The organism is Citrobacter sp. CFNIH10 (genome assembly GCF_002934585.1).
GTDB classification, from domain to species: Bacteria; Pseudomonadota; Gammaproteobacteria; order Enterobacterales; family Enterobacteriaceae; genus Citrobacter_A; species Citrobacter_A amalonaticus.
On record NZ_CP026216.1, the window covers coordinates 654,636 to 677,432 of the forward strand.

The window sequence follows — 22,797 nt, forward strand, 5'->3', positions numbered from 1 at the left end:
ACAGTATGGTACCCTTAACATTCTCTCGTTTAAAAGCCGCGCGCTGTCTGCCCATCGTTCTGGCAGCCCTGATTTTCGTCGGCTGTGGCACCCAGGCGCCCGATCAGAGCACTGCCCATATGCAGGGCACAGCGCAAGCTGATTCCGGCTTTTATCTGCAACAGATGCAGCAAAGCGCAAATGATAGCAAGACCAACTGGCAATTACTCGCCATTCGTGCACTGCTGAAAGAAGGCAAAAGCCAGCAGGCTATCGAACTGTTTAATCAGTTGCCGCAGGATCTGAATGATTCCCAGCGCCGGGAACAGTCGCTGTTAGCCGTTGAAATCAAACTGGCACAGAAAGATTTTACCGGCGCGCAGTCGCTGCTGGAAAAGCTTACCCCGTCTGATTTTGAGCAAAATCAACAGGCTCGTTACTGGCAGGCGCAGATTGACGCCAGCCAGGGCCGTCCGTCACTCTCACTGCTGCGCGCCTTGATTGCTCAGGAACCGCTGCTTAGCGAGAAGGATAAGCAGAAAAACATCGACGCCACCTGGCAGGCGCTGTCGTCAATGACGCCAGAGCAGGCCCAGGCTCTGGTGATCAATGCCGATGAAAACGTATTGCAGGGCTGGCTGGATCTGCAACGCGTCTGGTTTGATAACCGCAGCGATCCGGACATGATGAAAGCAGGTATTGCCGACTGGCAAAAACGCTATCCGCAGAATCCAGGCGCAAAAATGCTGCCAACCCAACTGGTTAACGTACAGAGCTTTAAGCCCGCGTCCACTAGCAAAATCGCCCTGTTGCTGCCGCTAAATGGTCAGGCTGCGGTGTTTGGTCGCACCATTCAACAAGGCTTTGAAGCCGCCAAAAATCTCGGTACGCAACCGGTCGATACGCAGCCCACCGCGCAACCGACTCCGGTTGCGGCCACAACGCCAGCAGACCCGCAGCCGCAGCTGACAGATGGCGTCGCCAGCCCTTCTCAGGCGTCAGTGAGTGATTTGACCGACGAACAGCAGGCCGATCAACCTGCTCCGGTCAGCGCGCCGCAGGCTACGCCGGCGCAGCCAGCCACCGCAAGCGCGGCGGCAAATCCTTCCGCAGAACTGAAAATTTATGATACCAGCGCCCAACCGCTCGATCAGATCCTGGCGCAGGTTCAGCAGGATGGCGCGAGCATCGTGGTCGGTCCGCTGCTGAAAAACAATGTCGACGAACTGGTCAAAAGCAACACCCCGCTGAACGTACTGGCGCTTAACCAGCCGGAATCGGTACAGAGTCGGGCAAACATCTGTTACTTCGCTCTCTCACCGGAAGATGAAGCGCGTGATGCCGCGCGCCATATTCATGAACAGGGTAAACAGTCACCGCTGCTACTTATCCCGCGTAGCGCGCTTGGCGATCGTGTTGCTAACGCCTTTGCCCAGGAGTGGCAAAATCTGGGAGGCGGTACGGTGCTGCAGCAGAAATTTGGCTCAACGGCGGAGCTGCGTATGGGCGTTAACGGCGGTTCCGGCATTGCCTTAACCGGTAGCCCTGTTGCCGCGAGCACGCCGTCTCAACCTGGCGTCACTATTGGCAATTTAACCATCCCGGCCCCACCAACGGATGCGCAAATCAGCGGTAACGGAGGTCGCGTGGACGCCGTCTATATTCTGGCAACCCCGAATGAGATAGCCTTCATCAAGCCGATGATCGCCATGCGCAACGGTAGCCAGAGCGGTGCAACGCTGTACGCCAGCTCACGTAGCGCGCAAGGGAATGCCGGCCCAGACTTCCGTCTGGAAATGGATGGCCTGCAGTACAGCGAGATCCCAATGCTGGCAGGCGCGAACCCGTCGCTGATGCAGCAGGCACTCGGTGCCGTGCATAACGACTATTCGCTGGCGCGCATGTATGCAATGGGCGTCGATGCCTGGTCGCTGGCCAACCATTTCTCCCAGATGCGTCAGGTGCAGGGCTTTGAAATTAACGGGAATACCGGCGCGCTGACCGCCAGTCAGGACTGTGTGATTAACAGGAAGTTATCATGGCTCCAGTACCAGCAAGGGCAGATCGTCCCCGCCAGTTAACGAGCAAGCAGACTGGTGACGCGTGGGAAACCACCGCGCGTCGCTGGCTTGAGCGCAAGGGACTGCATTTCATCGCCGCCAACGTGCGTGAACGCGGCGGCGAAATTGATCTGATTATGCGTGATGGCAAGACAACCGTCTTTATTGAGGTCCGCTACCGACGCTCTGCGGCATTCGGTGGCGCCGCTGCCAGTGTGACGCACAGCAAGCAACGCAAAGTATTACAGGCCGCCCGTTTGTGGCTCGCGTGCCACAATGGGAGTTTTGATACTGTGGATTGCCGGTTCGATGTGTTAGCCTTCACCGGAAATGACGTTGAGTGGTTGAGAAATGCCTTTACCGACTGCTCATAATTGAAGATTCAGAGCAGACCCATTGGGCATATATTGTTGCAGCCAGTTTGGACACGGACAGCGCGGAACCACCGGCGCGTACATGTCGTACGTGAAGAGTGGGAGCACCGCCCAGGTCCAAATGGCAAATAAAATAGCCTGATGGATTAGCTCTTAAGGATTAGCGTGTTAGACAGAATCAAAGTCTGCTTTACCGAAAGCATTCAAACGCAAATTGCCGCGGCAGAAGCCCTCCCGGATGCTATCTCTCGTGCCGCCATGACGCTGGTTCATTCACTGCTCAATGGCAACAAAATTCTCTGTTGTGGTAATGGGACATCCGCTGCCAACGCACAGCATTTTGCTGCCAGCATGATCAACCGTTTTGAAACAGAACGTCCTAGTTTACCTGCGATTGCACTAAATACGGATAATGTGGTCTTAACAGCGATTGCCAACGACCGCCTGCATGACGAAGTGTATGCAAAACAGGTTCGGGCGTTGGGTCATGCGGGTGATGTCTTACTGGCCATCTCGACGCGCGGTAACAGCCGCGATATCGTGAAGGCCGTGGAAGCAGCGGTCACGCGAGACATGACGATTGTGGCATTGACCGGATATGACGGGGGTGAACTGGCTGGACTGTTAGGGCCACAGGATGTTGAGATCCGCATCCCTTCGCATCACAGCGCACGCATTCAGGAAATGCATATGCTGACGGTAAACTGCCTGTGCGATCTGATCGATAACACGCTTTTCCCCCACCAGGATGATTAAGGAGTACACATGAAGGCTTTATCGCCAATCGCAGTCCTTATTTCTGCTCTACTGTTGCAAGGCTGTGTGGCCGCCGCTGTTGTCGGAACCGCCGCCGTTGGTACCAAAGCAGCAACAGATCCACGTAGCGTAGGCACTCAGGTGGACGATGGAACCCTGGAACTGCGCGTCAACAGTGCGCTGTCGAAAGATGCACAGATCAAGAAAGAAACGCGAATTAACGTGACGGCTTATCAAGGTAAAGTGTTGCTGGTCGGCCAGTCGCCGAATAGCGAGCTCTCCTCACGCGCCAAACAGATTGCAATGGGCGTCGATGGTACCACCGAAGTCTATAACGAGATCCGTCAGGGTGAGCCGATTGGTATGGGCACCGCCTCAAACGACACCTGGATCACCACCAAAGTACGCTCTCAGTTATTGACCAGCGACCAGGTTAAATCTTCCAACGTGAAGGTGACAACCGAAAACGGTGAAGTGTTCCTGTTAGGCCTGGTGACCGAACGTGAAGCCAAAGCCGCGGCGGATATCGCCAGCCGGGTCAGCGGCGTGAAGCGCGTCACCACGGCGTTTACGTTTATCAAGTAAGTCGTTGTGTGCCGGATGACGGCGTAAGCGCCTTATCCGGCCTACAGAATGTACGACCGTAGGCCGGGAAAGCGAAGCGCCCCCGGCATTCCTGTTTTATATCAACGCAATACATCCCACCATCACACCCGAAATCGCCACCAGCGCACCGGTCAGCCACAGCGCTTTTGCCGGAAACGCTTTACGTAGCATAATCAGCGACGGCAGGCTGACGGCGGGTAATGTCATCAGCAGTGCCAGCGCAGGTGCAGTTCCCATTCCTGCCAGCATCATGGTCTGCACAATCGGGATTTCTGCGGCAGTTGGGATCACAAACAGACAACCGGCTACCGCCAGCGCAATCACCCACAGCAGGCTGTTATCAATAGCGCCATCGGCATGAGGGAACAGCCAGACGCGCGCCGCACCCAGTACCAACACTGCCAGAATATAGACCGGGATGGTGCTCCAGAACAGCATCCATAGCGCTTTACCCCAGCGAACAAAGAACCCGCCCTGCTCGTCCGGCTGCGTGATTTCCACCGGCAATTCAGTCTGCGGAGGCTCTTTCACCCATTTTTGTACCAGCGTCGCCACTACCAGCACCATCGCCAGTCCAGCGACCAGACGGATCGCCGCGAAATGCCAGCCGAGGACAAAGCCCATAAACACCAGCGTCGCCGGGTTTAACAATGGATTCCCCATCCAGAATGCCAGCGCACCGCCCATCGAAACCTGCTGGCGACGCATCCCCGCCGCCACCGGTGCAGCACAACAGGTACACATCATGCCGGGCAGAGAGAAAAGCGTACCGAACAGCGTGCCGCGAAAACGTGCCTGTCCAAGCGTGCGTAACAGCCAGTCACGCGGGATCAGAACCTGAATCAGCGAGCCGAGGATCACCCCCAATACCGCTGCCTTCCAGACCGCAATGAAATAGACCATCGCATAGTCCCAGGCTGCCTGCCAGGGGTTCGCATCGGCCTGCGCCAGAATAGATTTTCCGATACTGTGTGTTTCTGCGGCGGTGAAGGCTTTACCGTAGTAAGGCTGCCATTTCACATACCAGAGACCAACAATGACGACGAGAAAGAAAAGAGCGGGTTTCCACCATTGAAACGGTGTTGCCGCCTGAGACGAAGACTGACCAGCCATAGCATTCCCCAGGGAGTGTTAGATAATTTTGCCGGTGAATACTACGCCTTTGGGAAATGTTTGGAAATGCTATATTGACGCCGCCTTTTCCCGCAGTTGAGACGATGTCAGAATTGTTACCCCGTCATGTTCAGGCGCAAGCGCTTCCGCCAGCATCGCGCGCGCCACGTCCCGCGCCTCAATCGATTTCCAGTTGCCCGGCAGCAACCGGAACAACGGTGCAAACAGGGTTTCGTTCATCCGCTGCTTTGACCGATCGCCGAGCAGCATCGACGGACGCGCAATCGTCAGCGTTGGCCAATCTTGCGCAATCAGCGCCTCCTCCATTTCCCCTTTTACGCGGTTATAGAAAAACGGCGAATGGGCATTGGCCCCCATCGAACTCACCACCAGCATATGCTGCGCCCCCAGGCGGAGACCGGTCAACGCGGTGTCGACCACCAGCGTATAGTCGGCATGGATAAACGCCTCTTTACTGCCCGCTTCACGGCGGGTCGTGCCCAGGCAGCAAAAAACAATATCGACAGGATCGGTGACCTGCGCCAGCGCATCGGTCAGTTGCGGATCGTGGGGATTATAGACGCCAGGCATATCCGCCAGCGGACGTCGCGTTGGCGCGGCAATGGAATGGATCTTCGGTTCATTAAGCAACATCCGCAGTAAATGTCCGCCAACCAACCCGGTCGCCCCGGTAATCAGTACCTGACTCATCCTCGCTCCTTTCCAGAATTGTCCGCCTTGCACCCTCAGCCCTATCGACCAGGCTTAGTAGTTCACAAGGTAATTATCCATCATCAGGGAAAAATTGCCTTATCCAATGCAGATCCAGCGGAGGAAGCATGAGTAAGAAGATTGCCGTTTTAATCACTGACGAGTTTGAGGACTCAGAATTCACCTCACCCGCAGCAGAGTTTCGTCAGGCCGGGCATGAGGTTATTACGATTGAAAAACAGGTAGGTAAAACCGTAAAAGGGAAAAAAGGCGAAGCCAGCGTCACGATTGATAAAGCGATTGATGAAGTGCGTCCGGCCGATTTCGATGCATTGCTGTTACCTGGCGGCCATTCACCGGATTACCTTCGCGGTGATGACCGTTTCGTCACCTTTACGCGCGATTTCGTGAACACGGGTAAACCGGTCTTCGCCATCTGTCACGGACCACAGTTGCTGATCAGCGCCGATGTGATTCGCGGGCGTAAACTGACCGCCGTTAAACCGATCATTATCGACGTGAAAAACGCCGGTGCAGAATTTTACGATCAGGAAGTGGTGGTTGATAAAGACCAACTGGTGACCAGTCGAACCCCTGACGATCTGCCGGCGTTCAATCGCGAAGCCTTACGCATTCTCGGTGCCTGACTGACGTAACCACACTAATTTTTTGCCAAAACCCAGGGTGTTGTCGGTGAACTTGAGTTCATCCACGCGGATTTCCCATACCGGCGCGGACAGCATTCTGGCAACCGGGAAGCGGCGAAGATAGGCCTGTCGTGCCGCGTCGCTTTCTTCCCCGGTCAGTTGACGAATCTCGCCTTTAAACTGCACGCCGCGAATCAATGCGACCGTTTTCGGTTGGCCATTTACCGTTCCGGCAACGGGCGCTCGCGAACCAGACATCTGCACATGACGCGTTTTCTCCTCCGTCAGCAGATAAAAAGCGACCTTTTTTACGTCATAAATATAAAACGCATTCGCGCACCACAATTCCCCGTCGCGATGCACGCACCAGGTCACAACGTGTTGTTTAGCCAGCCAACGACTGATCGCAGTGAGTGTTTCCATCTCGGTTCTCTTTTATACTGGATGACAGAAACGTAACACGCCGAAGGCCACGATGACACCCTGGTATCTTTATCTGATCCGCACCGCCGACAATGCCCTGTATACCGGGATCACGACCGACGTGGCACGCCGCTACCAGCAGCATCAATGTGGTAAAGGCGCGAAAGCGCTACGGGGGAAAGGGGAACTGACGCTGGCATTTTCCGCGCCGGTTGGCGACCGTTCACTGGCGCTACGCGCAGAATACCGGGTCAAACGCCTCACCAAGCGGCAGAAAGAGCGACTTGTCGCAGAAGGCGAAGGGTTTGCAGCATTACTGCATGATCTGCAAACCCCGACGCTTAAAAACGATTAAAGTGATCGTGATACTCGACCAGTCCCGTGACGCCGCTTAATGCATCATCCGCTAAGCGATGCACCTGGAACGCACTTTCCGTGCCTGGCCAGCGGCAATGCAGATCGTGGTGGGCGGCCAGTTCGAAACCAAAACGGCTGTACAGTGCCGGATCGCCCAGGGTGACCACGGCGGCATAGCCAAATTCATTGAGTGAATCCAGTCCTTCATAAACCAGTTGGCGGGCCAGACCTTGTCCACGATAGTTTTCGTCTACCGCCAGCGGTGCCATACCAACCCACTGCAGATCTTCGCCCTGCACGTCGACGGGGCTGAATGCCACATAACCCACCACCTGACCTTCATCGTCGGTGGCGACCAGACCGAGCGTCAGAAAACCATCTTCACGTAGGTCGTGAACCAGTTTCGCTTCCGCATCGCTTTCGAATGAACGACGCAGCAGGGCATCAATGCCGGGGGCGTCAATGGGAATTTCTACTCGAATCAGCATGGTTCACCTACCGATGTTTGTTTGGTTTCTGGCGAGTATTTCATGCCCGCCTCAACAAAATCCGCCAGTTGCAGCAGCATAACACGCAACGCTTTGGGCATCTGCTCCAGGTCAATGGCATCCATCAGGTTTTTCACATACAACCCTAACTCCGTATCCCCTTCGATCACCAGACGGCGCTGGAAGAAGAGCGTATCCGGATCCTGCTTACGTGCGGCGATCATCAACAGATCGCTGGCATCAGCGCTAAAACTCACGTCGGCTTGCGCATCCTCGCAGACGATCAGTTTGTCATTCTCGACCGAGGTATACCACTTCAGGCCGATATCGCGAACCGTAATGCTTAACCAACGGCCTTCCAGGAATTCCAGTTCACCGTCTGCCAGGGCCTGGCGAAACTGCCAGCTCAGGACCTGTTGCAGAACCTGGCGTTGCAGTGCAAAGGGCGTCAGTTTAACTGGCACACTCATCAGAGACGGACCGAAATGTACTAAGCGTGAACGCAGCTTATCTAACACGAGCTTTACTCCCTGTTTCAATTATCCTGCTATTTTGCCATATCAGATAAACGACATAGCGGCGTAAATCAACAATTGCGTACGAAATCTCTACCTCTTTATTACTGATATCAATACGACTTTAACTGCCTTAAATCAAAAATTGTCGCAGCAAGGTTAACTAAAATCCTTGTTCGTTAACAATTATGCGTCCCAGGCGGCGCAATCTTCAGGATAAATTATGGAGCTGCTCTGCCCTGCCGGAAATCTCCCGGCGCTTAAGGCGGCCATCGAAAACGGCGCTGATGCTGTTTATATCGGGCTTAAAGATGATACCAACGCCCGCCACTTCGCCGGCCTTAACTTTACCGAGAAGAAATTGCAGGAAGCGGTGAGTTTTGTCCATCAACACCGCCGCAAATTGCACATCGCCATTAACACCTTTGCGCATCCAGATGGTTATGCCCGCTGGCAGCGCGCGGTGGATATGGCCGCGCAACTGGGTGCGGATGCGCTGATCCTTGCCGATCTCGCGATGCTTGAGTATGCCGCAGTTCGTTATCCGCATATTGAGCGCCATGTCTCTGTTCAGGCTTCGGCAACAAATGAAGAAGCGATCAACTTTTATCATCGCAATTTTGACGTTGCCCGCGTCGTCCTGCCACGCGTGCTCTCGATTCATCAGGTGAAACAGCTTGCCCGCGTGACGCCGGTGCCGCTGGAAGTTTTTGCTTTCGGCAGTCTATGCATTATGGCGGAAGGTCGCTGTTATCTCTCGTCCTGGTTAACCGGTGAATCTCCTAATACGGTAGGCGCCTGTTCCCCTGCCCGCTTTGTACGCTGGCAGCAGACGCCACAGGGGCTGGAATCTCGTCTGAATGAAGTGTTGATCGACCGCTATCAGGATGGGGAAAACGCCGGTTATCCGACGCTGTGTAAAGGGCGTTACCTGGTTGACGGTGAGCGTTACCACGCACTGGAAGAACCAACCAGCCTGAACACGCTGGAATTGCTGCCGGAACTACTGGCGGCGAATATTGCCTCGGTGAAAATCGAAGGCCGTCAGCGCAGCCCGGCCTATGTCAGCCTGGTCGCGAAAGTGTGGCGTCAGGCGATCGACCGCTGTGTGGCCGACCCGCAAAACTATACGCCGCAAGCAGCCTGGATGGAGACGCTCGGCGCGATGTCCGAAGGCACTCAGACGACGCTTGGCGCGTATCACCGTAAATGGCAGTGAGAAAAGCAATGAAATATTCCTTAGGGCCGGTGCTTTACTACTGGCCGAAAGAGACGCTGGAAGACTTTTATCAGCAGGCCGCTGCCAGCAGCGCGGATGTTATCTATCTCGGTGAAGCGGTGTGCAGCAAACGCCGCGCCACGAAAGTCGGCGACTGGCTGGATATGGCGAAGTCGCTCGCCGGTAGCGGTAAGCAGGTGGTACTTTCAACGCTGGCGCTGGTACAAGCCTCTTCTGAGCTGAATGAGCTGAAGCGTTATGTCGAAAACGGCGACTTTTTGCTGGAGGCCAGCGATCTTGGCGTGGTGAATATGTGCGCCGACCGCAAACTCCCGTTTGTCGCCGGACACGCGCTGAACTGCTACAACGCGGTCACGCTGCGCCTGCTGCTCAAACACGGAATGGTGCGCTGGTGCATGCCGGTAGAACTGTCCCGCGACTGGCTGGTGAACCTGCTCAATCAGTGTGATGAACTGGGGATTCGCCAGCAGTTTGAAGTGGAAGTCCTGAGCTACGGGCATCTGCCGCTGGCTTACTCCGCTCGCTGTTTTACCGCTCGTTCGGAAGACCGGCCGAAAGATGAATGCGAAACCTGCTGCATCAAGTACCCGAATGGCCGCGACGTGCTCTCCCAGGAGAATCAACAGGTGTTCGTCCTCAATGGCATTCAGACCATGAGCGGCTATATCTACAATCTGGGGAACGAATTGACGTCAATGCAGGGACTGGTGGATATTGTGCGTCTGTCACCGCTGGGAACCGAGACATTCGCGATGCTTGACGCCTTCCGCGCCAACGAAACGGGGCACGCGCCGTTGCCGCTTACCGCGCACAGCGATTGCAATGGCTACTGGAAACGGCTGGCGGGTCTCGAACTGCAGCCCTGATAAATAGCTCACTTTGTTAACAACATTAACTAATCTTTAATGCAGTATGAAAAGATTAACTGGTAACAAAGTGAGCCGTTATGACTGACAAAACCATTCCTTTCTCGGTGCTGGATCTGGCACCGATTCCTGACGGATCTTCAGCAAAAGAGGCGTTCTCGCACTCGCTGGATCTCGCCCGCCTCGCGGAAAAACGAGGCTACCACCGCTACTGGCTGGCGGAACACCACAATATGACCGGGATCGCCAGCGCGGCAACCTCCGTGCTGATTGGCTATCTGGCCGCGAATACCCAGACTTTGCACCTCGGTTCCGGCGGCGTCATGCTTCCCAATCACTCACCGCTGGTCATTGCCGAGCAGTTCGGTACGTTGAATACGCTCTATCCGGGACGCATTGATCTCGGCCTGGGCCGCGCGCCGGGCAGCGACCAGCCGACAATGCGAGCCCTGCGTCGCCATATGGGCGGCGATATCGATAACTTCCCTCGCGACGTCGCTGAGCTGGTGGACTGGTTTGACGCACGCGATCCAAATCCGCAGGTGCGCCCGGTGCCTGGCTACGGCGAGAAGATCCCGGTCTGGCTGTTAGGTTCAAGCCTCTATAGCGCGCAGTTAGCCGCACAGCTTGGCCTGCCGTTCGCTTTTGCCTCCCACTTCGCACCGGATATGCTGTTCCAGGCGCTGCATCTGTACCGCACGCAGTTCCGGCCATCCGCGCGGCTGGAAAAACCGTATGCAATGGTGTGCATCAACATCATTGCCGCCGACAGTAACCGTGATGCAGAGTATCTTTTCACCTCGATGCAGCAGGCTTTCGTCAAGTTGCGGCGTGGCGAAACGGGCCAACTCCCGGCGCCGATTCAAAATATGGATCAGTTCTGGTCGCCGTCAGAACAGTATGGTGTGCAACAGGCGCTGAGCATGTCGCTGGTGGGTGATAAAACGAAAGTACGCCACGGACTGGAGTCTATTCTGCGTGAAACCCAGGCGGACGAGATCATGGTTAACGGGCAGATTTTTGACCATCAGGCGCGTCTGCACTCGTTTGATCTGGCGATGGATGTGAAAGAAGAGTTGGTGGGGTAGTTTTTGCCCGGTGGCGCTTCCACTTACCTGGCCTACGAGATCGCGTAGGCCGGATAAGGTGTAGCCGCCATCCGGCACAAAAGACTTACTGGTACACAGGCAATAAATTAAAGCTCGACAGGATATGTACCAGCGCGTTACCGACACCAAAAACCAGAATCAGGACAATCATCGGCTTACCACCCCAGACACGGAATTTCGGGCTACCAAAGCGCTGACGCGATTTACGTGCCAGCAACGCCGGTACAATCGCGGCCCAGATGGTCGCCGCCAGTCCTGCATAACCAATGGCATACAGGAAACCGTTCGGCCACAGCAACCCACCGGCGATTGGCGGCACAAAGGTAAGCAGCGCCGTTTTGAAGCGCCCCAGCGCCGAATCATCGAAACCAAACAGATCCGCCAGATAGTCAAACAGTCCCAGCGTCACGCCGAGGAATGAACTCGCCACCGCAAAGTTGGAGAACACCACCAGCAACAGGTCCAGACTGCGACTGTTCAGCACGCCGCTTAGCGCCTGAACCAACACATCAATATTGCCGCCCTTCTGCGCGATACCGATAAACTCTGGACGCGGAATGTTTCCCATCGTTCCCAGCAACCAGACGGAGTAGAGCACCAGCGCCAGCAGCGTACCGTAGACCAGGCACTTCACAATAGTGCGCGGATCTTTGCCGTAGTATTTCATCAGGCTCGGGACGTTACCGTGGTAACCAAAGGACGCCAGACAGAATGGCAGCGTCATCAACAGGTACGGCGTATAAGAGGCGTGACTTTCCGAGACGTTAAACAGCGTGGTCGGCGTGACGTGCCCGAGTAGACTGCCGAAGGTCAGGAAAAAAGTAATGACTTTCGCACCCAGCACGATCGCCGTCATGCGACTCACCGCTTTGGTGCTCAACCACACCACAAACGCCACCAACAGGGCAAAGCCAAACCCTGCCGCACGCGCAGGCACATTCAGCGACATTTCGCTGAAGGTATGGTGCAAAATCGAACCGCTCGCCGAAATATAGGCGTAGGTCAGGATATAGAGCACGAAGGCAATAGAAATACCGTTGACGACGTTCCAGCCTTTGCCCAGCAGATCTTTGGTGATGGTGTCGAAGCTTGAACCGATACGATAGTTGAGGTTGGCTTCGAGGATCATCAAACCGGAATGCAGCATGCAGAACCAGGTAAAGACCAGCGCCGCCATTGACCAGAAAAACCACGCCCCGGACATGACCACCGGCAGAGAGAACATCCCTGCGCCGATAATGGTGCCGCCGATGATCACCACGCCGCCGAGCAGCGAAGGTGATGTCTGGGTGGTGGTTAGTGTTGCCATTTAGCGATTTCTCCAGCGAATAATGTTGTGACGGCATTTTAATGTGTTGCACTGTACCAGTACAATAGTACGAATGAAATAAAAAAAGCCCCGATAGTTTTACCGGGGCTGTATCTATTACTTTACGTCAGTAAGCAAGATGTTTACGCGTCACGACGACGGCTGGAGCCTTCTTCACGACGTGGTGCACGGCTACCTTCGCGACGTTCGCCGCTGAAACGACGCCCATCACCACGACCACCTTCACGACGCTCACCGCCGAAACCGCGACCGCCTTCACGACGCTCGCCACCAAAGCTACGACCACCGCCACGGCGTTCAGTGTGCGGCTGTGCATCGCCCAGCAGCTGCATGTTCATCGGCTTGTTCAGGATGCGAGTGCGCGTAAAGTGCTGCAGGACTTCACCCGGCATACCTTTCGGCAGTTCGATGGTGGAGTGCGAAGCGAACAGCTTGATGTTACCAATGTAACGGCTGCTGATGTCGCCTTCGTTTGCAATCGCGCCAACGATATGACGAACTTCAACGCCATCATCACGGCCCACTTCAATGCGGTACAGCTGCATATCGCCAACGTCACGACGTTCACGACGCGGACGGTCTTCACGGTCGCCACGCGGGCCACGATCGTTACGGTCACGCGGACCACGATCGTCACGGTCGCGGAACTCACGCTTCGGACGCATCGGCGCATCTGGCGGCAGAATCAGCGGACGTTCGCCCTGCGCCATCTTAAGCAGAGCGGCAGCCAGAGTTTCGATATCCAGCTCTTCGTCTTCGGCCGTCGGCTGCAGTTTCGCCAACAGCGCACGGTACTGATCCAGATCGCTGCTTTCCAGCTGCTGCTGTACTTTAGCCGCAAATTTTTCCAGACGACGTTTGCCCAACAGTTCAGCGTTCGGCAGTTCAACTTCCGGAATGGTCAGCTTCATCGTGCGTTCAATGTTACGCAGCAGACGACGCTCGCGGTTCTCAACGAACAGCAGCGCACGGCCTGCACGACCCGCACGACCGGTACGACCGATACGGTGAACGTAAGACTCGGAATCCATTGGGATATCGTAGTTTACGACCAGGCTGATACGCTCAACGTCCAGGCCACGGGCCGCAACGTCGGTTGCAATCAGGATATCCAGACGACCGTCTTTCAGACGTTCCAGGGTCTGCTCACGCAGCGCCTGGTTCATGTCGCCGTTCAGCGCGGCGCTGTTATAGCCGCTACGCTCCAGCGCTTCAGCCACTTCCAGAGTCGCGTTTTTGGTACGAACGAAGATAATCGCCGCATCAAAATCTTCCGCTTCCAGGAAACGCACCAGCGCTTCGTTTTTACGCATGCCCCAGACAGTCCAGTAACTCTGGCTGATGTCCGGACGGGTAGTGACGCTGGACTGAATGCGCACTTCCTGCGGCTCTTTCATGAAGCGGCGGGTAATGCGACGAATCGCTTCCGGCATGGTGGCAGAGAACAGAGCGGTCTGATGACCTTCCGGGATCTGCGCCATGATGGTTTCAACGTCTTCGATGAAGCCCATACGCAGCATTTCATCGGCTTCGTCCAGTACCAGACCGCTCAGACGAGACAGATCCAGGGTACCGCGTTTTAAGTGATCAAGCAGACGACCCGGCGTACCGACGACGATCTGCGGCCCTTGACGCAGGGCGCGTAACTGCACGTCATAACGCTGGCCGCCGTACAGGGCAACCACGTTCACGCCGCGCATGTGTTTAGAGAAATCCGTCATCGCTTCGGCTACCTGAACCGCCAGTTCGCGGGTCGGGGCCAGCACCAGAATCTGAGGTGCCTTCAGCTCAGGATCAAGATTGTTGAGCAGCGGTAAAGAGAACGCTGCCGTTTTGCCGCTACCGGTCTGGGCCATACCCAGAACATCGCGACCGCCCAGCAGATGCGGAATGCACTCTGCCTGGATTGGAGATGGTTTTTCGTAACCCAGATCGTTAAGGGCTTCAAGGATAGGAGCCTTCAGGCCCAGATCTGCAAAAGTGGTTTCGAATTCAGCCATGTAGTACGTGTGCCTCAAAATTAATGGCGGCCAGTCTACATAACTCATCATGAAATTGATCTGCAATTTTCATTGAAAAGTGTGAACCGGCTCAAAGTAGGTGTATTAACGAACAACAACGCCCTCACCCGCGAAGGTGATGGCAATCAAAAAGATTACGGGCTGATGTGTACGTCAGCTATTGCTGGTCCGATTCTGCCAGGTCATCTTGGTCCTGGCCCAGGAGCGATAATTCCAACAATGCATATCGGTGCTCAACAAAGTTATGAACGTTGTTAGCCACCGCCAGTTTGAACAATGCCGTAGCGTTGTCCAAATCCCCCAGACTTAGGTAGTACTTACCTAAATAGAAGTTGGTTTCACTGAGATGCTCAGCGAGCGAGGTGTTATCCGTTGCGTCCGCCTTGAGCCTATCCATCAGCGTTGCTTCGCTAATGTTGCCCAGGTAGAACTCGACAATGTTCCATCCCCATTGTTCTTTATCCGATTTCTCGAAGCGCTGTTTCAGCGCGACTTTTGCCTGCTTCTCATCGAGCTTCTGCTCGGCGAGATAAAGCCACAGGCTGCGGAAAGGATCATTGGGATCGTCTTGATAAAACGCCAGCAGATCATCTTGCGCTAACTTGTCGCGACCGCCGTAATACAATGCGATACCGCGATTTAAGTGCGCGTAGTTGTAAGTTGGATCAAGCTCAAGTACAGAATCAAACGCTTCATAGGCAGCATCAAAATTGCCTGCCTGCGTTAAATAAATGCCTAAGTAATTGAATACTTCAGGCATATCAGGTCGGATTGCCAGCGCTTGTGAAAAATCATTTCGCGCCAATGCCCTCAGACCGAGACTATCATACAACACTCCGCGCTCATATAAAAGCTGTGCGCGTTCGTCATCGGTTAAAGCCCGACTGGCAAGAATTTGTTCCATGCGTGCCAGAATCACTTCCTGCTGCAAAGTCGGTTGCAATGGTACTGCGAGGACTTCACTCTTACGCCAGGTGGAGTTACTGCATCCAGCCAGCGTGAGTGCTGTTGCCACGAAACACCAGCGCAAAAAAGGCTTCATTTCCCACTCCCGAAGACAACGATTAATTGAACGTCCTGTTCCCCGGTTGCTAACAAGGCGTCCTGCCAGGTTAAAAGCCCTCCGCAACGGCGGAGGGCAAATGGCAACCTTACTCGCCCTGTTCGCTTACCGGAGCTTCCGGTGCGGCTGCAGGCTGAGATTGTTCAGTTGCTTCTTTAATGCTCAGACGTACACGGCCCTGGCGGTCAACTTCCAGAACTTTAACCGGTACTTCCTGGCCCATCTGCAGGTAATCGGTCACTTTCTCAACGCGCTTATCTGCGATCTGCGAGATGTGTACCAGACCTTCTTTACCGCCGCCGATGGCAACGAACGCACCAAAGTCGACGATACGGGTCACTTTACCGTTGTAGATACGGCCTACTTCGATTTCTGCGGTGATCTCTTCGATACGGCGAATTGCGTATTTCGCTTTTTCACCGTCGGTTGCTGCGATTTTCACGGTACCGTCATCTTCGATTTCGATGGTGGTGCCAGTCTCTTCGGTCAGCGCACGGATCACAGAACCGCCTTTACCGATCACATCTTTGATTTTGTCCGGGCTGATCTTAATGGTGTGGATACGCGGTGCAAACTGAGAAATGTCGCCGCGTGGCGCGTTAATCGCCTGTTCCATCACGCCCAGGATATGCAGACGCGCACCTTTAGCCTGGTTCAGAGCAACCTGCATGATCTCTTTGGTGATACCTTCAATTTTGATATCCATCTGCAGCGCAGAGATACCGTCGCGGGAGCCCGCAACTTTGAAGTCCATATCGCCCAGGTGATCTTCGTCGCCCAGGATGTCAGACAGAACAACGTAGTTGTCGCCTTCTTTCACCAGACCCATCGCGATACCCGCAACGGCCGCTTTGATCGGCACGCCTGCGTCCATCAGCGCCAGAGAGGCACCACACACGGAAGCCATGGAAGAAGAACCGTTGGATTCGGTGATTTCAGAAACCACACGCACGGTGTACGGGAATTTATCCAGATCCGGCATCACTGCCAGCACGCCGCGCTTCGCCAGACGACCGTGACCAATTTCACGACGCTTCGGAGAACCGACCATGCCGGTTTCGCCGACGCAGTACGGAGGGAAGTTGTAGTGGAACAGGAAGTTGTCAGTACGCTCGCCCATCAGTTCGTCGAGGCTCTGCGCATCACGGGTGGTACCCAGGGTTGCGGTAACCAGCGCCTGAGTTTCGCCACGGGTGAACAGTGCGGAACCGTGGGTACGTGGCAGTACGCCAGTACGCACGTCCAGACCACGGATCATGTCTTTTTCGCGGCCATCAATACGCGGTTCGCCGGCCAGTACACGGCTACGCACCACGTTTTTCTCGATTGCGTGCAGGATTTCACCCAGTTCGTTAGCGTCCAGGGACTCATCTTCTGCAACCAGCGTTGCGATGGTTTCAGACTTGATCACGTCAACCTGAGCATAACGCTCTTGTTTGTCGGTGATACGGTAAGCGTCGCTCAGGCGAGATTCTGCCAGGGCTGCAACGCGCGCGTTCAGCGCTTCGTTCACCGCTTCCGGCTGCCAGTCCCAACGTGGTTTACCGGCTTCTTTCACCAGTTCGTTGATTTCTTTGATAACCACCTGCTGCTGTTCGTGACCAAACACGACAGCACCCAGCATCTGGTCTTCGCTCAGCAGTTCTGCTTCGGATTCAACCATCAGTACGGCGGCTTCCGTACCGGCAACGACCAGATCCAGTTTGCTCTCTTTCAGCTCGTCCTGAGTCGGGTTCAGTACGTACTGGTCATTGATATAACCCACACGTGCCGCACCGATTGGGCCGTTGAACGGAATACCAGACAGAGACAGTGCAGCAGAGGCACCGATCATCGCGACGATATCCGGGTTAACCTGCGGGTTAACGGAAACGACGGTTGCGATAACCTGAACTTCGTTCACGAAACCTTCCGGGAACAGCGGACGAACCGGGCGGTCAATCAGACGCGCGATCAGAGTTTCGCCTTCGCTTGGACGGCCTTCACGACGGAAGAAGCTACCTGGGATGCGGCCAGCAGCGTAGGTACGCTCCTGATAGTTAACGGTCAGCGGGAAGAAGTCCTGACCCGGCTTCGCTTTTTTCTGGCCGACAACGGTCACGAATACCGCCGTGTCATCCATGCTAACCATAACAGCGGCAGTGGCCTGACGGGCCATCATGCCGGTTTCCAGCGTAACGGTATGCTGACCGTACTGGAATTTACGAACGATCGGATTAAGCAAAATAATATCCTTTCCAATTTTTTGGCGACACAGACTGAATCGCCGTTAATACCCGATCTTCTGCGCATCCTCGCGACTAATGACAACCCTAACCCATACGAAATTGGGTAAAGCCTCTCATTAGCCGCGCGAACCTCTGCAACGGAAGATCATTCATAGCAACAATACAATAGTTTCCAGTGAATTGCTGCCATCTGCTTGAAAAAAGGGGCCATGAAGGCCCCCTTTTACGAAACTCGCAAGAATTAGCGACGCAGACCCAGACGCTCGATCAGCGCGGTGTAGCGTGCAACATCTTTACGTTTCAGGTAGTCGAGCAGTTTACGACGCTGAGAAACCATGCGCAGCAGACCACGACGGCTGTGGTGATCTTTTTTGTGCTCTGCAAAGTGGCCCTGCAGGTGGTTAATCTGTGCAGTCAACAGTGCAACCTGAACATCGGTAGAACCGGTGTCGTTTGCATCACGACCAAACTCAGAAACGATTTTAGCTGTAGCTTCAGTACTTAGAGACATTTTAAAACTCCAAAGTATTAAGTATGAAAGGACGCCGATCTCTAATTCAGCGTTCCCAGTGTACGCCAGGTGAACTGTTAAAAAATTCACGCGACGTTAAGCGGCAGTATTCTACTCGTAGCGCCTTCTTATCGCAAGACGAACCCGTGCTACGCCGGATACTCCACCACTAATCGGCGAGGCGCCACGCGACCTTCGTCGTCGATCTCGCCCATACCGATAAATTTACCGTCATCACCTTCCGTGACACGGACTAACCCTTCCTGCGGGGCGCCGTTCGTGCGAACCGGGTTACCGTTTTTGAAGTAAACCGATGAGGTTAGCGGCAAATTAACGACAGGGTAGTCCGATGCCGGACTGTCCATCGGCATCAACAGCGGATCAAGCAACTGTGCTGCCGGGATCCCCTGTTGCTCCGCCTGTTCGACCATTTCACGCAGACGCTCCAGCGTGACCATACGATCCACTGGATATTTGCTGACCGTCAGACGACGCAGGAAGATCACATGCGCGCCACATCCCAGCTTCTCACCCAGATCGTCAATAATAGTACGAATATAAGTGCCTTTCGAACAGTGCACTTCCAGCTCCAGTTCATCCCCTTCATGACGGATAAACAACAGCTCGTAAACGGTAATCGGTCGGGCTTCACGCGGCACTTCAATGCCCTGACGCGCGTATTCGTACAGTTTTTTACCCTGATACTTCAGCGCCGAATACATCGATGGCACCTGCTCGATATCACCGCGGAACGTGTCCAGCGCGGCCGCCAGTTGCTCGGGGGTGAAGGCGACCGGGCGCTCCTGTACGATTTGCCCATCGGCATCGGACGTGTCTGTACGCTGTCCCAGACGGGCAATCACCCGATAACGCTTGTCAGAATCCAGCAGATACTGCGAAAACTTGGTCGCTTCCCCGAGGCAAATCGGCAGCATGCCGGTCGCTAACGGATCCAGCGCCCCGGTATGCCCGGCGCGATTGGCGTTATAAATGCGTTTAACTTTTTGCAGTACATCATTGCTGGACATGCCCTGCGGCTTATCCAGCAGCAGGACACCGTGAATGTCGCGACCACGACGACGAGGACGACTCATTAGTCCTCCTTGCTGTCGTCCGGGTTTACACGACGTTCTTCGTCATGTTTAACCACGTTGGTCACCAGGTTGGACATGCGCATCCCTTCCACCAGCGAATTATCGTAGAAGAAGGTCAGTTCCGGCACGATACGCAGTCGCATCGCTTTACCCAGTAGGCTACGGATGAAGCCGGACGCTTCCTGTAACGCTTTGATGCCTGCCTTGATAGCGTCTTCATCTTTGTCATTCAGGAAGGTGACATACACTTTGGCATACGCCAGATCGCGAGACATTTCGACACCGGAAACGGTGGTCATCATGCCCAGACGCGGGTCTTTAATTTCGCGCTGCAGGATGATTGCGATCTCTTTTTGCATCTCCTGTCCCACGCGCTGCGGGCGACCAAATTCTTTCGCCATAATAAATTCTCCAGACAAAAAAGGGGCCCTAAGCCCCTTTTAAAAATTATTGCCGGGTGGCGCTTCGCTTCCCCGGCCTACGCAAAACCATCTTCTAAGTATTTTGGGTTGCAACAAGGCAACAAGGGCGTGAATCCCCGGAGCATATAACTATGTGACCGGGGTGAACGCTCGTAGCCAACGCAGTGGCGGCCCAAAAGACGACGAAGATTATGCGATGGTACGTTGAATCTCGATGATCTCGAACACTTCGATCATATCGCCAACGCGAACGTCGTTGTAGTTCTTCACGCCGATACCACATTCCATACCGTTACGGACTTCGTTAACGTCATCTTTGAAGCGGCGCAGGGATTCCAGCTCGCCTTCGTAGATAACCACGTTGTCACGCAGGACGCGGATTGGGTTGTGACGTTTGATCGTCCCTTCGGTAACCATACAGCCCGCGATGGCACCAAATTTCGGTGATTTGAACACATCACGAACTTCAGCCAGACCGATGATCTGCTGTTTCAGTTCCGGCGACAGCATACCGCTCATCGCCGCTTTCACTTCATCGATCAGGTTATAGATGACGGAGTAGTAGCGCAGATCCAGGCTTTCGGATTCAATCACTTTACGCGCAGAGGCATCCGCACGAACGTTGAAGCCAACCAGAATCGCGTTGGACGCTGCGGCCAGGGTTGCGTCGGTTTCGGTGATACCACCGACACCAGAACCGATGATCTTCACTTTCACTTCGTCGGTAGACAGTTTCAGCAAGGAGTCGGAGATCGCTTCCACAGAACCCTGAACGTCGGCCTTCAGCACGATGTTCACTTCGTGAACTTCGCCTTCGGTCATGTTGGCGAACATGTTCTCGAGTTTAGATTTCTGCTGACGTGCCAGTTTCACTTCACGGAATTTGCCCTGACGATACAGTGCAACTTCACGTGCTTTCTTCTCGTCACGTACCACGGTCACTTCGTCACCGGCTGCCGGAACACCGGACAGACCCAGGATTTCCACCGGAATGGACGGACCTGCTTCCAGAACTTCCTGACCCAGTTCGTTACGCATCGCACGAACGCGACCGTATTCGAAGCCGCACAGTACGATATCGCCTTTATGCAGCGTACCTTCGCGCACCAGTACGGTAGCAACCGGACCACGACCTTTATCCAGGAAGGATTCGATAACCGCACCGCTCGCCATCCCTTTACGGACCGCTTTCAGTTCGAGAACTTCGGCCTGCAGCAGGATCGCATCCAGCAGTTCGTCGATACCAGTACCTGCTTTTGCAGAAACGTGGACGAACTGGCTCTCACCGCCCCACTCTTCCGGCAGAATGCCGTACTGGGACAGTTCGTTTTTAACGCGATCCGGATCGGCTTCCGGCTTATCGATTTTGTTTACTGCAACCACAACCGGCACACCCGCCGCTTTCGCGTGCTGGATAGCTTCGATGGTCTGCGGCATCACGCCGTCGTCTGCTGCAACAACCAGAACCACGATATCCGTTGCCTGTGCACCACGAGCACGCATGGAGGTAAACGCGGCGTGGCCCGGGGTGTCCAAGAAGGTGATCATACCGTTGTCGGTTTCAACGTGGTAAGCACCGATGTGCTGGGTAATACCGCCCGCTTCGCCAGAGGCCACTTTCGTTGAACGAATGTAGTCCAGCAGAGACGTTTTACCGTGGTCAACGTGACCCATGATGGTCACCACCGGTGCGCGCGGTTCAGCCGCAGCACCCGTATCACGGTCGCTCATTACGGCTTCTTCCAGCTCGTTCTCACGACGCAGGATAACTTTGTGGCCCATTTCCTCGGCAACCAGCTGTGCGGTTTCCTGGTCGATCACCTGGTTGATGGTCGCCATTGCACCCAGCTTCATCATCGCTTTGATGACCTGAGAGCCTTTAACCGCCATCTTGTTCGCCAGATCGCCAACGGTGATGGTTTCGCCAATCACAACGTCACGGTTAACAGCCTGCGCTGGCTTCTGGAAGCCCTGCTGCAGTGCGGAACCTTTACGCTGTTTGCCGCCTTTACCACCGCGAACCGCGGCACGCGCTTCTTCACGGTCGGCTTTGGATTCAGCGTGTTTGTTGCCTTTCTTCGCCGGACGCGCCGCTTTCGTGTTGCGGCCACGGCCACGACCGCCTTCCACTTCACGATCGTTTTCGTCTTCGGCCTGGCGAGCGTGCTGAGAAGTGGTGACATGATAATCGCTCTTATCTTCTTCCACTTTTTCCTGCTCAGCCCACACGCCTGCGTTCTCTTCCGCCATACGGCGAGCTTCTTCCGCTACGCGGCGCGCTTCTTCTTCAAGCTTGCGGCGTGCTTCTTCTTCCGCTTTACGCTTCAGCTCTGCAGCTTCATTCTCACGGCGGGCTTTCTCGGCCTGGGCGGTTTTGGTCATATCGTCAGTCTGTTGATTGCTCACTTTGTCTTTTTCCGCAGCTTCGCGTTTCGCTTTATCAGCGGCGTCACGCTTAGCTTGTTCTGCGGCCTCACGGTCAGCTTTTTGTTGCGCCTCGCGTTTGGCCATTTCTTCTGCCTCACGACGGGCCTGCTCTTCCGCTTCACGCTGCGCTTGCTCTTCCGCGGCAAGGCGTTCGGCCTCTTGCGGATCACGTTTCACAAAGGTGCGCTTCTTGCGGACTTCGATTTGTACCGATTTGCTTTTTCCACCGGTACCTGGAATGTTCAGGGTGCTACGCGTTTTACGCTGCAGCGTCAGCTTATCCGGGCCAGAACCATTTTCACGGTTCAGGTGCGCCAGTAAAGTCTGTTTTTCTTGTGCGGACACAGAGTCATCAGCAGACTTCGGGATACCGGCATCAGCAAATTGCTGTACCAGGCGATCCACGGAGGTCTGTATCTCTGCGGCCAGCGTTTTTACGGTTACATCTGTCATGCTG

Annotated in this window: 23 protein-coding genes; 9 read left to right on the top strand and 14 right to left on the bottom strand. The window is 54.9% G+C overall.

Annotated elements, in window-relative coordinates; translation table 11 throughout:
- Positions 1–5: 5 nt before the first annotated feature.
- From C2U53_RS06425 to dolP, 4 genes are all read left to right on the top strand, one after another.
- Positions 6–2,060, top strand: coding sequence for a penicillin-binding protein activator (locus C2U53_RS06425; RefSeq protein ID WP_042998266.1), 2,055 nt, complete (start codon positions 6–8; stop codon positions 2,058–2,060).
- Complete coding sequence (locus C2U53_RS06430; protein WP_061070621.1) at positions 2,018–2,413, top strand: YraN family protein; 396 nt, start codon at positions 2,018–2,020, stop codon at positions 2,411–2,413. The genes C2U53_RS06425 and C2U53_RS06430 overlap by 43 nt, the downstream gene beginning before the upstream one ends.
- Positions 2,414–2,578: 165 nt before the next feature.
- Entirely contained in the window at positions 2,579–3,169 is a 591-nt protein-coding gene (diaA, locus tag C2U53_RS06435; protein WP_023246631.1) for a DnaA initiator-associating protein DiaA, read from the top strand.
- Between the two features lie 9 nt (positions 3,170–3,178).
- Positions 3,179–3,754 carry a division/outer membrane stress-associated lipid-binding lipoprotein gene (dolP, locus tag C2U53_RS06440; protein WP_042998268.1) on the top strand — a complete coding sequence of 192 codons (576 nt, stop codon included), beginning with the start codon at positions 3,179–3,181 and terminating at the stop codon, positions 3,752–3,754.
- A gap of 96 nt (positions 3,755–3,850) precedes the next feature.
- On the opposite strand, the gene C2U53_RS06445 is transcribed toward dolP, so the two are convergent.
- Positions 3,851–4,888 carry a permease gene (locus C2U53_RS06445; RefSeq protein WP_104445739.1) on the bottom strand — a complete coding sequence of 346 codons (1,038 nt, stop codon included), beginning with the start codon at positions 4,886–4,888 and terminating at the stop codon, positions 3,851–3,853.
- 69 nt (positions 4,889–4,957) lie between these two features.
- A complete protein-coding gene (locus C2U53_RS06450) occupies positions 4,958–5,599 on the bottom strand; it encodes an NAD(P)H-binding protein (RefSeq protein WP_044255906.1) in 642 nt (213 codons plus the stop codon).
- Between the two features lie 128 nt (positions 5,600–5,727).
- Here C2U53_RS06450 and yhbO point away from each other — a divergent pair, with 128 nt between their 5' ends.
- Positions 5,728–6,246, top strand: coding sequence for a protein/nucleic acid deglycase (gene yhbO, locus C2U53_RS06455; RefSeq protein ID WP_104445740.1), 519 nt, complete (start codon positions 5,728–5,730; stop codon positions 6,244–6,246).
- Here the strand turns inward: yhbO and C2U53_RS06460 are convergent.
- Complete coding sequence (locus C2U53_RS06460) at positions 6,226–6,669, bottom strand: YhbP family protein (protein ID WP_042998271.1); 444 nt, start codon at positions 6,667–6,669, stop codon at positions 6,226–6,228. The two genes, yhbO and C2U53_RS06460, sit on opposite strands and share 21 nt — an antisense overlap.
- Before the next feature lie 52 nt (positions 6,670–6,721).
- Between C2U53_RS06460 and C2U53_RS06465 the strand changes: the two genes are divergently transcribed.
- Positions 6,722–7,024 carry a GIY-YIG nuclease family protein gene (locus C2U53_RS06465; RefSeq protein WP_099433674.1) on the top strand — a complete coding sequence of 101 codons (303 nt, stop codon included), beginning with the start codon at positions 6,722–6,724 and terminating at the stop codon, positions 7,022–7,024.
- Here C2U53_RS06465 and C2U53_RS06470 read toward each other — a convergent pair.
- On the bottom strand, positions 7,011–7,514 hold the full coding sequence (locus tag C2U53_RS06470) for a GNAT family N-acetyltransferase (protein ID WP_042998273.1): 504 nt from the start codon (positions 7,512–7,514) through the stop codon (positions 7,011–7,013). The two genes, C2U53_RS06465 and C2U53_RS06470, sit on opposite strands and share 14 nt — an antisense overlap.
- Positions 7,508–8,032, bottom strand: a complete 525-nt coding sequence (locus C2U53_RS06475) for an SCP2 domain-containing protein (protein ID WP_042998274.1) — start codon at positions 8,030–8,032, stop codon at positions 7,508–7,510. Before C2U53_RS06475 ends, C2U53_RS06470 begins: the two co-directional genes overlap by 7 nt.
- A gap of 220 nt (positions 8,033–8,252) precedes the next feature.
- On the opposite strand from C2U53_RS06475, the gene C2U53_RS06480 reads away from it, so the two are divergent.
- The 3 genes from C2U53_RS06480 (at position 8,253) to C2U53_RS06490 (ending at position 11,223) form a co-directional block, all read left to right on the top strand.
- Positions 8,253–9,248, top strand: a complete 996-nt coding sequence (locus C2U53_RS06480; protein ID WP_104445741.1) for a peptidase U32 family protein — start codon at positions 8,253–8,255, stop codon at positions 9,246–9,248.
- Positions 9,239–10,135: a U32 family peptidase gene (locus tag C2U53_RS06485; protein WP_054176899.1), complete on the top strand. Its 897-nt coding sequence runs from the start codon at positions 9,239–9,241 to the stop codon at positions 10,133–10,135. Before C2U53_RS06480 ends, C2U53_RS06485 begins: the two co-directional genes overlap by 10 nt.
- Before the next feature lie 80 nt (positions 10,136–10,215).
- The gene (locus tag C2U53_RS06490; RefSeq protein ID WP_104445742.1) at positions 10,216–11,223 is read left to right on the top strand and encodes a luciferase-like monooxygenase; all 1,008 of its coding nucleotides are present in this window, start codon (positions 10,216–10,218) and stop codon (positions 11,221–11,223) included.
- Between the two features lie 85 nt (positions 11,224–11,308).
- Here the strand turns inward: C2U53_RS06490 and mtr are convergent, their stop codons facing one another.
- From mtr to infB, 9 genes are all read right to left on the bottom strand, one after another.
- Complete coding sequence (gene mtr, locus C2U53_RS06495; RefSeq protein ID WP_042998278.1) at positions 11,309–12,553, bottom strand: tryptophan permease; 1,245 nt, start codon at positions 12,551–12,553, stop codon at positions 11,309–11,311.
- Positions 12,554–12,696: 143 nt separating this feature from the next.
- Complete coding sequence (gene deaD / locus C2U53_RS06500; RefSeq protein WP_042998279.1) at positions 12,697–14,574, bottom strand: ATP-dependent RNA helicase DeaD; 1,878 nt, start codon at positions 14,572–14,574, stop codon at positions 12,697–12,699.
- Positions 14,567–14,647: a protein YrbN gene (gene yrbN / locus C2U53_RS29880; protein ID WP_010723222.1), complete on the bottom strand. Its 81-nt coding sequence runs from the start codon at positions 14,645–14,647 to the stop codon at positions 14,567–14,569. The genes deaD and yrbN overlap by 8 nt, the downstream gene beginning before the upstream one ends.
- Positions 14,648–14,752: 105 nt before the next feature.
- Positions 14,753–15,637 (bottom strand): lipoprotein NlpI, encoded by an 885-nt coding sequence (gene nlpI, locus C2U53_RS06505; RefSeq protein WP_042998280.1) that lies wholly within the window; start codon positions 15,635–15,637, stop codon positions 14,753–14,755.
- Between the two features lie 109 nt (positions 15,638–15,746).
- Positions 15,747–17,882, bottom strand: a complete 2,136-nt coding sequence (gene pnp / locus C2U53_RS06510) for a polyribonucleotide nucleotidyltransferase (protein ID WP_042998281.1) — start codon at positions 17,880–17,882, stop codon at positions 15,747–15,749.
- A gap of 245 nt (positions 17,883–18,127) precedes the next feature.
- Positions 18,128–18,397, bottom strand: coding sequence for a 30S ribosomal protein S15 (rpsO, locus tag C2U53_RS06520; RefSeq protein ID WP_000059465.1), 270 nt, complete (start codon positions 18,395–18,397; stop codon positions 18,128–18,130).
- Between the two features lie 149 nt (positions 18,398–18,546).
- Positions 18,547–19,491 carry a tRNA pseudouridine(55) synthase TruB gene (gene truB, locus C2U53_RS06525; protein WP_090050699.1) on the bottom strand — a complete coding sequence of 315 codons (945 nt, stop codon included), beginning with the start codon at positions 19,489–19,491 and terminating at the stop codon, positions 18,547–18,549.
- Entirely contained in the window at positions 19,491–19,892 is a 402-nt protein-coding gene (gene rbfA / locus C2U53_RS06530) for a 30S ribosome-binding factor RbfA (RefSeq protein ID WP_042998283.1), read from the bottom strand. The genes truB and rbfA overlap by 1 nt, the downstream gene beginning before the upstream one ends.
- Before the next feature lie 210 nt (positions 19,893–20,102).
- Positions 20,103–22,793, bottom strand: coding sequence for a translation initiation factor IF-2 (gene infB, locus C2U53_RS06535; RefSeq protein WP_042998284.1), 2,691 nt, complete (start codon positions 22,791–22,793; stop codon positions 20,103–20,105).
- Positions 22,794–22,797 lie beyond the last annotated feature (4 nt).